At 67.8% G+C, this 12671-nt stretch carries 14 protein-coding genes; 9 read left to right on the top strand and 5 right to left on the bottom strand.

Translation table 11 applies throughout. The features are described 5' to 3' along the window. Positions 1 to 3: 3 nt before the first annotated feature. From rpmE to BCY78_RS11395, 3 genes are all read left to right on the top strand, one after another. Positions 4 to 225 (top strand): 50S ribosomal protein L31, encoded by a 222-nt coding sequence (gene rpmE / locus BCY78_RS11405; protein WP_068301669.1) that lies wholly within the window; start codon positions 4 to 6, stop codon positions 223 to 225. Between the two features lie 66 nt (positions 226 to 291). Beyond that, positions 292 to 1473, top strand: a complete 1182-nt coding sequence (locus BCY78_RS11400; protein WP_068301666.1) for a hypothetical protein — start codon at positions 292 to 294, stop codon at positions 1471 to 1473. Between the two features lie 284 nt (positions 1474 to 1757). Next, positions 1758 to 2567 (top strand): division plane positioning ATPase MipZ, encoded by an 810-nt coding sequence (locus BCY78_RS11395; RefSeq protein ID WP_068301665.1) that lies wholly within the window; start codon positions 1758 to 1760, stop codon positions 2565 to 2567. On the opposite strand, the gene BCY78_RS25575 is transcribed toward BCY78_RS11395, so the two are convergent. Next, complete coding sequence (locus tag BCY78_RS25575) at positions 2557 to 2715, bottom strand: hypothetical protein (RefSeq protein ID WP_158515924.1); 159 nt, start codon at positions 2713 to 2715, stop codon at positions 2557 to 2559. The genes BCY78_RS11395 and BCY78_RS25575 overlap by 11 nt on opposite strands. A gap of 214 nt (positions 2716 to 2929) precedes the next feature. Between BCY78_RS25575 and BCY78_RS11390 the strand changes: the two genes are divergently transcribed. Together BCY78_RS11390 and BCY78_RS11385 are read left to right on the top strand one after the other, a co-directional pair. After that, positions 2930 to 4261: an FAD-binding domain-containing protein gene (locus BCY78_RS11390; protein WP_068301662.1), complete on the top strand. Its 1332-nt coding sequence runs from the start codon at positions 2930 to 2932 to the stop codon at positions 4259 to 4261. After that, positions 4261 to 4416: a DUF2256 domain-containing protein gene (locus BCY78_RS11385; RefSeq protein ID WP_068301659.1), complete on the top strand. Its 156-nt coding sequence runs from the start codon at positions 4261 to 4263 to the stop codon at positions 4414 to 4416. Before BCY78_RS11390 ends, BCY78_RS11385 begins: the two co-directional genes overlap by 1 nt. Before the next feature lies 1 nt (position 4417). On the opposite strand, the gene BCY78_RS11380 is transcribed toward BCY78_RS11385, so the two are convergent. Genes BCY78_RS11380 through BCY78_RS11365 form a run of 4 tightly spaced genes read right to left on the bottom strand, consistent with a single transcriptional unit; the run spans position 4418 to position 6495 of the window. Then, on the bottom strand, positions 4418 to 5290 hold the full coding sequence (locus BCY78_RS11380) for an SRPBCC domain-containing protein (RefSeq protein WP_068301657.1): 873 nt from the start codon (positions 5288 to 5290) through the stop codon (positions 4418 to 4420). Further along, on the bottom strand, positions 5287 to 5760 hold the full coding sequence (locus BCY78_RS11375; protein WP_068301654.1) for an SRPBCC family protein: 474 nt from the start codon (positions 5758 to 5760) through the stop codon (positions 5287 to 5289). Before BCY78_RS11375 ends, BCY78_RS11380 begins: the two co-directional genes overlap by 4 nt. Next, positions 5750 to 6094: a helix-turn-helix transcriptional regulator gene (locus tag BCY78_RS11370; RefSeq protein ID WP_068301651.1), complete on the bottom strand. Its 345-nt coding sequence runs from the start codon at positions 6092 to 6094 to the stop codon at positions 5750 to 5752. Before BCY78_RS11370 ends, BCY78_RS11375 begins: the two co-directional genes overlap by 11 nt. Next, complete coding sequence (locus BCY78_RS11365) at positions 6091 to 6495, bottom strand: VOC family protein (RefSeq protein WP_068301648.1); 405 nt, start codon at positions 6493 to 6495, stop codon at positions 6091 to 6093. The genes BCY78_RS11370 and BCY78_RS11365 overlap by 4 nt, the downstream gene beginning before the upstream one ends. A 217-nt stretch (positions 6496 to 6712) precedes the next feature. On the opposite strand from BCY78_RS11365, the gene BCY78_RS11360 reads away from it, so the two are divergent. The 4 genes from BCY78_RS11360 to BCY78_RS11345 all read left to right on the top strand — a co-directional run bounded on the left by BCY78_RS11360 (position 6713) and on the right by BCY78_RS11345 (position 12641). Next, positions 6713 to 8872, top strand: coding sequence for a malate synthase G (locus BCY78_RS11360; protein WP_068301644.1), 2160 nt, complete (start codon positions 6713 to 6715; stop codon positions 8870 to 8872). A 148-nt stretch (positions 8873 to 9020) separates the two neighbouring features. After that, entirely contained in the window at positions 9021 to 10073 is a 1053-nt protein-coding gene (locus BCY78_RS11355) for a hypothetical protein (RefSeq protein WP_068301641.1), read from the top strand. Between the two features lie 37 nt (positions 10074 to 10110). After that, positions 10111 to 10536 (top strand): heme-binding protein, encoded by a 426-nt coding sequence (locus BCY78_RS11350; RefSeq protein ID WP_068301637.1) that lies wholly within the window; start codon positions 10111 to 10113, stop codon positions 10534 to 10536. A gap of 17 nt (positions 10537 to 10553) precedes the next feature. Beyond that, positions 10554 to 12641, top strand: a complete 2088-nt coding sequence (locus tag BCY78_RS11345) for a bifunctional DedA family/phosphatase PAP2 family protein (RefSeq protein ID WP_068301634.1) — start codon at positions 10554 to 10556, stop codon at positions 12639 to 12641. The last annotated feature ends 30 nt before the right edge of the window (positions 12642 to 12671 follow it).

The raw sequence follows: 12671 nt of genomic DNA, 5'->3' as shown, positions 1-12671 counted from the left end.
ACGATGAAAGCTTCGATCCATCCCGAATACCACATCATCAACGTCAAGCTGGTCGACGGCACCGTTGTGCAGATGAAATCGACCTGGGGCAAAGAAGGCGACACGCTCGCCCTCGACATCGATCCCTCGGTGCACCCCGCCTGGACCGGCGGCACCTCGCGCCTGATGGACACCGGCGGCCGCGTGTCGAAGTTCAAGAACAAATACGCGGGCCTCGGTTTCTGATCCGACCCTCGTCATGCCTAAGAAACGCCGCTACATCCGTAGCGGCGTTTTGCTTTGGAGCGTTCCGTGCTGTCTGCCGCCATTGTCCTGACCATCCTTGTCGCCCTGTGGCTGCTGTGGCGCCCCGCGCTGCGCCGGGCCGAGACTTGGCGCGCGATGGTGACGCCCTTGGCCTCGATCATCGGCTCGGGCTTTCTGGTCCTGGGGCCGTTGCTGAACCACGCCTATGGCTACTGGGCCCCGCTGGCGATGGGGCTGCTTTGCGCCGTGGCCTGGGGCTATGGCGCGGCGATACGGGGCAATATCGCCGCCATCGCGCGGGACGGCTCGGCGGGCCCGGTCTGGGCCGAGGGGCTGGCCTCGGCGCTGCTAGGCTTCGCCTATATGGTCTCGGTCGCCTATTATCTGAACCTGTTGGGCAGCTTCGCCGTCTCGTTGACGCCTTGGGACACGCCCGTGGCGGCCCGAGTGGTGACGACGGCGGTCTATGCGGTGATCCTGATCGTCGGATGGACCCGGGGCTTCGCGGTGTTGGAGCGGCTGGAATATGCCTCGGTCGCGCTGAAGCTGGCGATCATCGCCGGGCTGGTGCTGGGGCTCATGGTGCATACCGGCGGGCTGGCGACGGAGGGCGGGTTGATCCTCTCGGCGCCGGTCGAGACCGGTTGGGCTGCGCTGACGCTGGGCTTCGGCATGATCGTCACGGTGCAGGGGTTCGAGACCTCGCGCTATCTCTCGGCCGAGTATGACGCCCCGGTGCGGATCCGCTCGATGCGGCATGCGCAGATTTTCTCGACACTGATCTACCTCATCTACATCGCGCTGGTGACCTATGCCTTCGCGCCCGAGGAGGGCGTGCTGAAGGAGACCGCCATCGTCGCGCTGATGGGCGCCGTCTCGCCGGTGCTGCCGATGGTGCTGGTCGCCGCCGCGCTGGCCGCGCAATTCTCGGCGGCGGTGGCGGATACCGGTGGCTCGGGCGGGCTGATCGAGGAGCTGACCCGCAAGCGCGTCTCGACCCGACAGGCCTATGGCGCGGTGGTCGCGGTCGGGTTGGGGCTGACCTGGTTCGCGCATGTGTTCGAGATCATCGCCTATGCCTCGCGCGCGTTTGCCGCCTACTACGCGGTGCAATCGGCGATGGCGGCGGTGCGGGAATGGCAGGGACGGAAGGGGCTGGCCGTGACCTATGGGGCACTGGCGCTGCTGGGCGTGGCGATCGTGGTCTTCGGGCGGTCGATCGAATAGCGCGGAGCCGGGCGCGCGCCGGACCGTGGGGTGGCGCAGCAGCGCCCGAAGTCTGCGCTTTATCCCGCCAAATCCGGATGGCCTCGATCCGATGTGCGAGGCCCCCAAGCGCCAGCCCGCCGGGACGGGCCGGCGCTCACCCGGCGGCTTCGCCTTGATTCCGGGCGGGGTGGCGCGAAGATCACGGCCGGCGATCATCAGCGGGTTTCCGCTTCACCATCCCCGCTGGCCGTCCTATGTAGGCCCTCCGCGTCACAGGGCGCGCAACAACGCAGGATGGGACCGTGGCGCATATCATCGTCACCGGAAACGAGAAGGGTGGCTCGGGCAAATCCACCACCGCCATGCATATCGCCACCGCGCTGGCCCGCATGGGCTTTCGCGTCGGCGCGCTGGACCTTGATGTCCGTCAACGCACCTTCGGCCGCTATGTGGAAAACCGCATGGCCTTCTGCGAGCGTGAGGGCATCACCCTGCCGACGCCCGTCTACCGCGAGCTGCCGAATATCGATCCGGCAACCCTCGGGCCCAACGAGAATATCAACGACCACCGCCTGTCCGAAGCGATGGCCGGTCTCGACGAGGAAAGCGATTTCATCCTGATCGACTGTCCGGGCAGCCATACGCGCCTGAGCCAGGTCGCGCATTCGCTGGCCGATACGCTGGTCACGCCGATGAACGACAGCTTCATCGACTTCGACCTGTTGGCGCGGATCGAGCCCAACACCAACGAGGTTCTGGGCCCGTCTATCTATTCGGAGATGGTGTGGCAGGCGCGGCAATTGCGCGCCCAGGCCGGCTTGAAGCCGATCGACTGGCTGGTGCTGCGCAACCGTCTGGGGGCCCAGCAGATGCACAACAAGCGCAAGGTCGGCGAGGCCCTCGAGGCCTTGGCGAAGCGGATCGGTTTCCGCGTGTCGCCTGGGTTCTCCGAGCGGGTCATCTTCCGCGAGCTGTTCCCGCGTGGCCTGACGCTTCTGGATCTGAAGGATACCGGCGTCGAGCAGATGAACATCTCGAACGTGGCGGCCCGGCAGGAATTGCGCGATCTGTTGACCGCGCTGCGGCTGCCCGGCGTCACGGTCAGTGTTTGAAGAAGCGCTTCTCGGGCAGCGTGTCCGGGAGGTGCTGGTGCAGCGAGTCGTAACGCTCGAGCACTTTCTTCTCATCATCGGCGAACAGGTGAAGCGGCAGCTTCACGGCGTTTTCCAGCAGATCCATCGCGGCTTTCTGGAAGGTCATTGGTCCGTTCCTTTCCCAGTTGGTAAGGTTAATGAAGCTTTCCAATCACGGCGAGATTGCGGCGCGGATGCGGTTCTTTTGCAGGATGTCGCGCATTTTGCGTTAATTTCGGGGCGCAGATTCGCAATATGCAAAGATTGCGGCCCGGATTTGACTGCGGTATAGGGGTAAAAAGTGAACATGCCCCAATGGGGCAAGATTGGGGATCGGGCCCATGCTCTCGCTTGTCTGGTTTCGTCGCGATCTGCGCGTGCAGGACCATCCGGCCCTGAGTCGCGCAGCCTCGGAGGGGCCGGTTCTGCCGGTCTACATCGCCGATCCCGCCCTTCTGGCCGGCCCTGATTCGTCCGCTCGGCATTTCGCCTTCCTCGAAGAATCCCTGCGTGAGCTGCGCGAGGATCTGGCCGCCGCCGGCCAGCCGCTGATCCTGCGTGCCGGTGACCCGGTCGAAGTTCTGGCCCGGCTCAAGGCCAAGCACCGCGTCACCCGCATCGTCACCCATCCCGAGACCGGCAACCGCGCCGCCCGCGACCGCTTTACTGCCGTGGCCGACTGGGCGCGCGAGGCCGGGCTGGAGTGGCTGGTGCTGGCCGAAGGGCAGGGCGTCCCGCTCCCCGTCCCGATGCTGGAGCCGGTGACCGAGGGAACAGGCGTCCTGCCCTCCGCCCGCTCGCTGGGCCTCCCCGAGGATCCCTGCCCGAACCGGCAGCGCGGCGGGCGTTCGGCCGGGTTGGCGATGTTGGCCAGCTATCTTGCCACGCGCGGGCAGGGTCATGCTCCGGGCAGCGCCACGGCTCTCAGCGCGGAACGGATGGGCGCGCGGCTGTCGCCCTATATGGCGCTGGGCCTGATCTCGATGGCCGAGATCCGGGCGACGCTGGCCGAGGCACGGGCCGAGCGTCGCGGTCAACCCGAGTGGGCGGGCGCCTTGCGGGCGCTGGCCAGCCAGCTCAACGCCCGCGCTGGTGCCCATGCCGCGCCGCTGATCCAGCCCGAGGGCACCGCCGCGACGGGGCCATGGGCCGAGGGCGCGACAGGGCTTCCCTATGTGGATGCGGCGATACGGGCGCTGAAGGCGACGGGCTGGCTCGACCATCGCTCGCGCGCATTGCTGGCGGCGGTGGGGCTGCATCATTTGCGGCTGGATCCGGCCTCGGTCGGCCTGCATCTGGCGCGGCTGTCGACGGATTACGACCCGGCGATCCATTGGCGCGAGATCCAGCGCGCGGCGCAGGGGCGCATCCCGGATCCGGTTGCGCTGGGCCGGAAGCTGGACCCGGACGGCAGCTTTCTGCGCCGCTGGCTGCCTGAGCTCGCCCGCATCCCCGACGCGCATCTCCATGCGCCATGGCTGTGGCCCCGCGCGCGGCGATTGTTGGCCGGGCGCTATCCTGAGCCTGTGCTTGACCCCACGCAGGCCGCGCGCGAGGCCCGGGCGATCCGCGCCCGCATGGCGCCGGTTCATGAAGATGATCCGCTGATCGAAGGCCCGCGTATCCCGCGCAGAAGGCGGCCGGACGGGCCGCAGCTGTCCTTGGATTTCTGATGCCCAAAGCCCGCAAGAAGGCCGACCTGCCGGTGAAGACCTGCGCCCATTGCGGGCGACCGATGGTCTGGCGGAAGAAATGGGAGAAGGTCTGGGACGAGGTGAAATACTGCTCGGACCGCTGCCGGGGCGAGGCCCGGAAACGGTCCGACTGAGTTACGCGCCGACGTGCCGCGCGAGCTTGCCCAGAGTCTGCAGGCCCAGCTCCACGGCCCCCATCGACCTCGCGCCCTCATATTCCGCGCGGTCGCTGAAGATCATGCTGAGCGAGACCCTGGTGCCGCCTTCGACCGCGGTGAACAGCACCGAGGCATCGGCATGTTTCGGCCCGTCCTCGCCCCAGTGCAGCGTGTAATCGATGCGCTGCTCGGGGTCGTGGCGGGTGTATTTGTGGTGGTTGGGGAAGACCGTGCCATCCGGCGCGATCATGTCGAAGACCCATTCGCCCCCGGCCCGCAAATCGATGCGCTGCGTGCGGCAGGAGAACCCGTCCGGCCCCCACCATTGCGGCAGCGCCTTGGGGTCGGTCCAGGCCTCCCACAGCACGTCCACCGGCGCGGCGATCACCCGGTCCAGAATCATCGTCCGATGCGCCACGTCGACGAGGTTGTCGAGCCCAGCGCCGAGGCCCTGCTCATAGCCCTGCTCCATATCCTCGGCCAGCGAGGTCAGCTGCACGGTCAGCGTCAGCGCCGTCCCCTCGCCGCGCGGAGCGAGTTGGGTGGTGACCAGAGCCGCCGAGAGCAGGCTGTCGCCGGCGTATAGCAGCTCGGTATTGGTCGAGCGCCGCGCCGGCTCCATCGCCAGCCAACGGATGTCGCAGCGGATATCGGGCTGACCCTCGGCGCGACAGATCGAGACCTCCTCGCCGCCCGCGACGGGATCGGCCTGCAGGTAGTCGACCGTCACCGCGGGCGAGGGCGCCGACCAGATCGCGCGGGCCGAGGGGTCGGTCCAGGCGCGCCAGACGGTGTCCGGCGGGGCCTCGAACTCGCGTTCGAAGACCAAAGTGGCGAAGCGCGGGGTCATTTCGCCATCAACCCCTGCGCATATTCCTCAAGCTGCCCGGCCACCGTGCCCCAGCCGCCCGAGAAACCCATTTCCTCATGCTGCTTCGCCGTCGCGGCCGAGCGGTGACGGGCCACGGCGCGGTATTTGGTGCGGCCGTCACCCAGATCCTCGAAGGTGACGATGGCGGTCATGAAAGGCTCAGGATTGGGTTTCCAGCCCTCGGTATAGGTGTCGGTGAAGACCAGCTTCTCCTCCGGCACCACCTCCAGATAGACGCCGTTGTTGGGCATGAGGTTGCCCTCGACCTCGAAGGTGGTGTTGCACTTGCCACCCGGACGCAGGTCCAGCTCGCAGGAGACGACCTTGTGCGGGCGCGGCACGAACCAATGCACCAGATGCTCGGGCGTGGTCCAGCATTCCCACAGCAGCGCGCGCGGGGCGTTGAGGATGCGCTCAAGGACGAGGTCGGTTTCGGGATCAATGTCCATTCTGTCTCTCCTTCATCAGGCGGGTGACGTAATCGTCGAGGCGGTCGAGCCGCCCCTCCCAAAGCGCGCGTTGCTCATCGAGCCAGCCACGCACGGGGGTGAAAGCCTCGGGCACGATGGCGCAGGTGCGCACGCGCCCGTCCTTGCGGGTCTCGATCAGGCCCGCGTCTTCCAGCTTGCGCAGATGGCCCATGAGCGAGGGCAGGGCCATGTCGAAGGGCTGCGCAAGGTCGCTGACGCTGGCCGGACCGCGCGCCAATTGCGATAGCAGCGAGCGGCGGGTGGGATCGGCCAGCGCCTGAAACAGCGCGTCGAGGCGGGGCTCGGCGCTCATGCGGCGTCGGGCTGGGCCGGGAAATAGGTCAGTTCCCAGACATGGCCGTCGAGGTCGGTGAAGGGGCGGTAGTACATGAAGCCGTGGTCGACGGCCTCGCCATGCGCGGCGCCGCCGTGCTGGATCGCGGCCTCGACGATGCGGTCGACGTCTTCACGGCTGTCCATCGACAGGGCCATCAGCGCCTCGCGGTGGGTCTTGGTGTCGGCGGGTTCCCGCTGCGCGAAGCCGCGAAACTTGTCATGCGTCATGATCATCGCGAAGATCGTGTCCGAGAACACGAGGCAGGCGGCGGTCTCGTCGGTGTAGTCGAGGTTGAAGTCGAACCCCAGCGCGCGCCAGAACGCCATCGAGGCGGGCAGATCGGCGACGGCGAGGTTCACAAAGATCATCCGGGGCATGGTCGCTCTCCTTTGGTTAGGAATATGGCTAACTATCTCGCGTGAGTCGCGCAAGTAAAAGTTAGGTGAAAGACTAACAATTTCCGGCTGAAAATCCTGTTGCCGGAAGCGTGGAATACAACGGCATTCCGTGTTGCCTATCGGAAACTTTTCTCCATATTTCCAAGATCAGCCGAAGAAACACGGGCCGCGCGGCCCTTTGGGAAGGGAAGCGGACATGGTTCAGCGGATCGAGAAAGCGGGTCTTCAGGTCGACGCGCGCATGGTGGATTTCATCGAAGGGCAGGCGCTGCCGGGCACCGGCGTCTCGGCCGGGACCTTCTGGTCGGCGCTGGCCGGTCTGGTGAATGACCTTGGCCCGAAGAACCGCGCCCTGCTGGAGAAGCGAGAGCAGATCCAGGCACAGATCGACGCTTGGCATGTCGCCCGTCGCGGTCAGGCGATCGACGCCGCCGAATACAGCGCCTTCCTGCGCGAGATCGGCTATCTGGTCCCGGAAGGCCCGGATTTCACCATCGAGACCTCGGGCATCGATCCTGAGATCGCCGCCCAGCCCGGCCCGCAGCTGGTCGTGCCGGTGATGAACGCGCGCTATGCGCTGAACGCGGCGAATGCGCGCTGGGGCAGCCTCTATGATGCGCTCTACGGTACCGATGCGCTGGGCGACCTGCCTTCGGGCAAGGGCTATGACGCCGCCCGGGGCGCGCGGGTTGTTGCTTGGGCCAAGGCCCATCTCGACAAGGCCGTGCCGCTGAACGGCGCCAAATGGGACGAGGTCACCGGCCTCACCGTCACCGAGGGCGCGCTGGTTGCGAGCACGGCGAAGGGTCAGACCGGCCTCGCCGACCCCGCGCAATTCCTCGGTTGGGCCGAGAATGACGGCTGGACGCAATACCTGCTGCAGAAGAACGCGCTGCGGCTGGAGCTGCTGATCAATCCCGAGCACCAGATCGGCAAGGACGATCCCTTTGGCCTGAGCGACGTGGCGCTGGAAGCCGCGATCTCGGCGATCATGGATTGCGAGGATTCGGTCGCCGCGGTCGATGCCGAGGACAAGGTCCTCGCCTGGGGCAATTGGCTGGGCCTGATGAAGGGCGATCTGACCGAGGAGGTCACGAAGGGCGGCAAGACCACCACCCGCAAGCTCTATGACGATTTCACCTACCAGACGCCCTCGGGCACGCCGCTGACGGTGAAATGCCGGGCGCTGATGCTGGTGCGCAACGTGGGCCACCTGATGACCAACCCCGCCGTGCTGGATGCCGAGGGGCGCGAGGCCGGTGAGGGCCTGCTCGACGCGCTGGTGACCACGCTCTGCGCGATGCACGACCTGCAGAAGACCGAGGGCGCGCGCAACTCGCACCACGGCTCGGTCTATGTGGTGAAGCCGAAGATGCACGGGCCTGAGGAAGTCGCCTTCGCCGACGAGATCTTCACCCGCGTGGAACAGGCGCTGGGCCTGCCGGCGAACACCGTCAAGCTGGGCATCATGGACGAGGAGCGCCGCACCTCGGCCAACCTCAAGGAATGCATCCGCGCGGCGAAGAACCGGGTGGCCTTCATCAACACGGGCTTCCTCGACCGCACCGGCGACGAGATCCATACCTCGATGGAAGCCGGCCCGATGATCCGCAAGGGCGACATGAAATCGCAGCCCTGGATCACCTCGTATGAGGATCGCAATGTCGATATCGGCCTTGCCTGCGGGCTGAAGGGCCATGCGCAGATCGGCAAGGGCATGTGGGCGATGCCGGACCGGATGGCGGACATGCTGGTGCAGAAGATCGGCCATCCCAAGGCGGGCGCGACCTGCGCCTGGGTGCCCTCGCCGACCGCGGCGACGCTGCATGCCACGCATTACCATCAGGTCGACGTGCTGGCACGGCAGGACGAGATCGCCGCCGGTGGTGCGCGCGGCACGCTGGCCGATCTGCTGACGATCCCGGTCGCGCAGGGCGTGAACTGGTCGGACGAGGAAATCGCCTCCGAGCTGGAGAACAACGCGCAGGGGATCCTCGGGTACGTCGTGCGCTGGGTCGATCAGGGCGTCGGTTGCTCGAAAGTGCCGGACATCCATGACGTCGGCCTGATGGAGGACCGCGCGACCTGCCGGATCTCCTCGCAAGCCTTGGCCAACTGGCTGCACCATGGCGTCGTGTCCGAGGCGCAGGTGATGGCCGCGATGCAGAAGATGGCCGCCGTGGTGGACCGTCAGAACGAGGGCGATGCCGAGTACACGCCGATGGCGCCGGGCTTTGACGGGATCGCTTTCCAGGCTGCCTGCGATCTGGTGTTCAAGGGTCGCGTCCAGCCCTCGGGCTATACCGAACCGGTGCTGCACCGCCGTCGGCTCGAGCTGAAAGCGTCGCAGGCCTGACCTGGCCTTCACGACCGCGCGAGAATGACAAGGCCCCGTTCCCGGAACGGGGCCTTTCGGCTTGCCGGGGCAGGGGCGCCGACGCATGATGCGCGCCACCGAGCGCCGGTGCATGCCGGCTTAGGCAGAGTTGGGGGAAGAGGCGACCATGAAAATCAACGGTTTGGCGGCTGTCTTCCTGACGCTGGCGGGGCTGACCCTCGCGCTGCCTGCACAGGCCGAACATGGGGTCGGTACGCCGCCGCCGATGTCCACACAGACGCCGGGCATCTTCGCTCTCGATATCCCCGGCGCGGGGGACAATGCGCGGGCGCTGTCCCTGACGTTGTGGTTCCCCGCCGAACCCGGCACCGAGGCCGATTTCGCCGGCAATGCCGTGTTCCGCGCCACCCGCGCCATTCCCGGCGCCGCCCCGCGCCTGCCGGCGGCGGACGGGCGGTTGCCCGTGGTCCTCATCTCGCATGGCGGTCTGCGCTCGGCCGAAGATAGCGGCGCGTGGCTCTCGGCCGGGCTGGCCCGTGCCGGCTATTTGGCGGTCGAGGTCAACGCCCCGCGTCCCGCCAACGCCCGCGCGGCGCTTGACGAAATCTGGCACCGCCCCGCCGACCTGACCCGCGCGTTGAATCGCCTGCTGGCGCATCCGCAATGGGCTGAGAAGATCGACCCGCAACAGGTCTACGCCGTCGGCTTTGCGCTGGGGGGCACCGCGACCTTGGCGCTGGCGGGCTTCGGCACAAGGCCGGATGGCTATCGCCAATCCTGCATCCAGCCGGGACAGGGCAATCCCGATTGCGGCTGGCTCAATGCGGCGGGCGTGTCGCCGGACGGGGCCGAACATGCCGCGCTGGAAGCCGACCGTCGTGATCCCCGCATCCGTGCCGCCGTGGCCATCGCGCCCGAATTCTTGCCGGTCCTCACCGCGCCCGACGCCAGCGCCCGCCCGGCTTTGGTGGTGACGCTGGGCACCGAACCCCTCGCCGGGGCGTCCGACCTGCCCGAGGGGCTGGCCCTCGTCGCCCTGCCCGAAGCAAGCGCCGGCGATGGCTTCGCGCTGTGCACGGAGGCCGGGCCAGGGATCCTTGCGTCCGACGGGGCCAATGCCGCCCTCTGCGCGGGCTCCGCCGAGGCACGGGACGCCGCCCATCGCGCGATCATCGCCGCCAGCGTCGCCTTCCTGCACGAGGCCTCGGCCCCGCGCTGAGGCCCACCCCACCGATCATAGAACTGGAGGAGTTCCCATGACCCTGACCCTTGACCAAGCCCGCACCATCATTGCCACCGCCCGTGCCAAGGGCCGCGAGGCCGGGATGAAACCGCTGTCGGTCGTGGTGCTGGATGCCGGCGGCCATGTGCTGGCCTTCGAGCGTGAGGATGGCTCGCCCTCTGGCCGCTTCAACATCGCGTTCGGCAAGGCCCATGGTGCGGTGATGATGGGTGTGCCCAGCCGCAAGCTGGGGGACATGGCCGTGGAACGTCCGCATTTCATCGCCGCCGCCGGCGGGGCCTTCGACGGCAAGCTGGTGCCGGTGGCTGGTGGCGTGCTGCTGCGCGATGCCTCGGGCGCGCTGGTGGGCGCGGTCGGCATCAGCGGCGACACCTCGGACAATGACGCGCTGGCCGGCATCGCCGGGGCCGAGGCCGCCGGCTTGAAAGCCGAGGGCTGAGCCCCACTTAGCCGGGAATGTTCCCCGCTGCCGACCAGATCCTGCCCGCCCTCGCCGAACTCGGCTCGCTGACCTATGCGGTGATCGCGCTGGCGGCGATGCTGGAGGGATGGTTCGTCACCGGCGTGTTCGTGCCCGGCTCGCTCATCGTCGATGCGGGCGGGATCCTTGCCCAGCAAGGCGTCGTCAAGCTGATGCCGCTGATGGCGCTGGTGGCGCTGGGCTCGATCGCCGGGTCCGAGCTGGGCTATTGGACCGGGCGGCTGGCCAAACGGGGGCTGCAGGGCCGGCTGGAGCAATCCCGCGCCTACCAACGTGCCACCCGCCTGTTCGAGGAGCGCGGCGGGCTGGCCTTGGTGATCGGTCGCTTTCTGGGGCCGGTCAGCGGGCTGGTGCCGATGGCCGCGGCGATGGCGGGAATGGAGCATCGCCGGTTCCTGCCCTGGTCCATCGCGGCGGCGATCCCCTATGCCGTCTTCCACGTCGCGCTGGGCTATGTGCTGGGCGATGCGCTGACCCGGCTGGGGCCCTTGGCGGGCCGGGTTGCGCTGGTGGTCGGCGTGGTCTTGGTGCTGGTCGTGGGCCTCGTCTGGCTGGTGCGACGCATCCTGCGCCTCGGGCCTTTCGTGAAATCGGTGGGGCAGGCGGTGCTGCGCGCGGTGCTGCAGATGCCCGTCACCCGCGTCTGGATCGACCGCCACCCCCGCAGCAGCGCCTTCATCGCCGCCCGCTTCCAGACGGATGTCTTCACCGGCCTGCCCGTCACCGTGCTAGCCGGCGTCTTCGTCTATGTCTTCGGCATCTGGGTCGGCTCTGTCTTCGACTGGCTGACCGCCGCGCCGATCGTCGCCGTGGATACTCGCGTCGCCAACCTGCTGCACGCCTTCTGGTCGCCGGGCCTTCTGCGCGGGGCGACATGGATCACCGCCTTGGGTGACACGCGCCTCGTGGCCGCCGTGACGCTGGCCTTCGTCATCGCGCTGGCGGCTCGGGGGCGGATGGCCTTGGCCTTGGCGATGGTCGTCGCGGTCGTGGGAAATGCGGTCTCGGTCACCGTGCTGAAGCTGATCTTCCAGCGCGAGCGTCCGCCCTTCGCCTTCTTCACCGAAAGCACCAACAGCTTCCCCTCCGGCCACGCGGCGATCTCGGTCGCCTTCTGGGGCACGATCTTCTACGTCCTTTGGCGCGCCGGGCTGATCCGGGTGACCGTCGCGCTGGTGCTGGCGCCGCTGTTCGCGCTGTTGATCGGCGGCAGCCGGCTGGTGCTGGGCCAGCACTACCTCTCCGACGTGTTCAACGGCTGGCTGGTGGGGGCGCTGTGGGTCGTGGTTGCCGTGGTCGTCGCCGAATGGTGGCGCGAGACGCATCCCCGCACCGAACCCCGACAAGGCGCGGTGGCATGGGCCGCCGGGGGCGTCACCCTTGCGCTGGGCCTCTATGCAGCGTCGATCGTTGTGTTCTACGACAAGGCGCAAAACATCCCCTGGGCCGGGCCGCCCCAGGTCACGCTGTCCTCGCCCTTGGAGATCGTCGGCGCCGGCGATTTCGAGCCGCAGGCGGAATCGGTGATCGGCACTCCTTTGGAGCCGGTGAACCTGATCCTCGCCGCCCGCGATGCGCAGGCCGTGACCGAGGCCATGGCGCAGGCTGGCTGGCAACCCGCGGGACGGCCCGGTTGGTCGGACATGGCTCGCGCCGTGTTCAGCGCCTGGCGCAGTCTTGAAGACCCCACCGCGCCCTTGATCCCCTATTTCTGGGCCGGTGCGCCGCATGACATGGCGTTCGAGAAACCCGCGAGCGCCGATGCGCCCCAGACCCATCACCACGTTCGCTTCTGGCAAAGCCGCTACGTGACCGCCGAGGGCGCGACGCTGTTCGTGGGCGCGGCCAGCCTCGACCGGGGTCTGGGCGACCTTGGTCCCGATCCGGACGCCGAACGCGCGGCACTGGCCGGCGACCTGCAATCTGTGGGTGCCGTTCTGTTGGGCGTCGCGCCTGCGGGCGGCCCGGAACAGGGGCTGTCGATCTCGGGCGAGGCGTGGCAATCGGATGGGAACGCGGCGGTTCTGGCCCTGCCTCTTTCCTTCCCGCAAGCCGCGGACTAGGTTTGCCTTAACGAAGCGATCCGCAGGAAC

Source organism: Pararhodobacter sp. CCB-MM2 (assembly GCF_001691415.1).
Classification (GTDB): Bacteria; Pseudomonadota; Alphaproteobacteria; order Rhodobacterales; family Rhodobacteraceae; genus Pararhodobacter.
This window is presented reverse-complemented; position numbering and strand designations above follow the sequence as displayed.

Bases quoted from the DNA above. Each gene is read 5' to 3' on its own strand.
- rpmE (WP_068301669.1), top strand. From the start codon at position 4: ATGAAAGCTTCGATCCATCCCGAATACCACATCATCAACGTCAAGCTG.
- BCY78_RS25575 (WP_158515924.1), bottom strand. From the start codon at position 2,715: ATGACCTTCCAGAAAGCCGCGATGGATCTGCTGGAAAACGCCGTGAAG.
- BCY78_RS11390 (WP_068301662.1), top strand. From the start codon at position 2,930: ATGCTCTCGCTTGTCTGGTTTCGTCGCGATCTGCGCGTGCAGGACCAT.
- BCY78_RS11385 (WP_068301659.1), top strand. From the start codon at position 4,261: ATGCCCAAAGCCCGCAAGAAGGCCGACCTGCCGGTGAAGACCTGCGCC.
- BCY78_RS11380 (WP_068301657.1), bottom strand. From the start codon at position 5,290: ATGACCCCGCGCTTCGCCACTTTGGTCTTCGAACGCGAGTTCGAGGCC.
- BCY78_RS11375 (WP_068301654.1), bottom strand. From the start codon at position 5,760: ATGGACATTGATCCCGAAACCGACCTCGTCCTTGAGCGCATCCTCAAC.
- BCY78_RS11370 (WP_068301651.1), bottom strand. From the start codon at position 6,094: ATGAGCGCCGAGCCCCGCCTCGACGCGCTGTTTCAGGCGCTGGCCGAT.
- BCY78_RS11365 (WP_068301648.1), bottom strand. From the start codon at position 6,495: ATGCCCCGGATGATCTTTGTGAACCTCGCCGTCGCCGATCTGCCCGCC.
- BCY78_RS11360 (WP_068301644.1), top strand. From the start codon at position 6,713: ATGGTTCAGCGGATCGAGAAAGCGGGTCTTCAGGTCGACGCGCGCATG.
- BCY78_RS11355 (WP_068301641.1), top strand. From the start codon at position 9,021: ATGAAAATCAACGGTTTGGCGGCTGTCTTCCTGACGCTGGCGGGGCTG.
- BCY78_RS11350 (WP_068301637.1), top strand. From the start codon at position 10,111: ATGACCCTGACCCTTGACCAAGCCCGCACCATCATTGCCACCGCCCGT.
- BCY78_RS11345 (WP_068301634.1), top strand. From the start codon at position 10,554: ATGTTCCCCGCTGCCGACCAGATCCTGCCCGCCCTCGCCGAACTCGGC.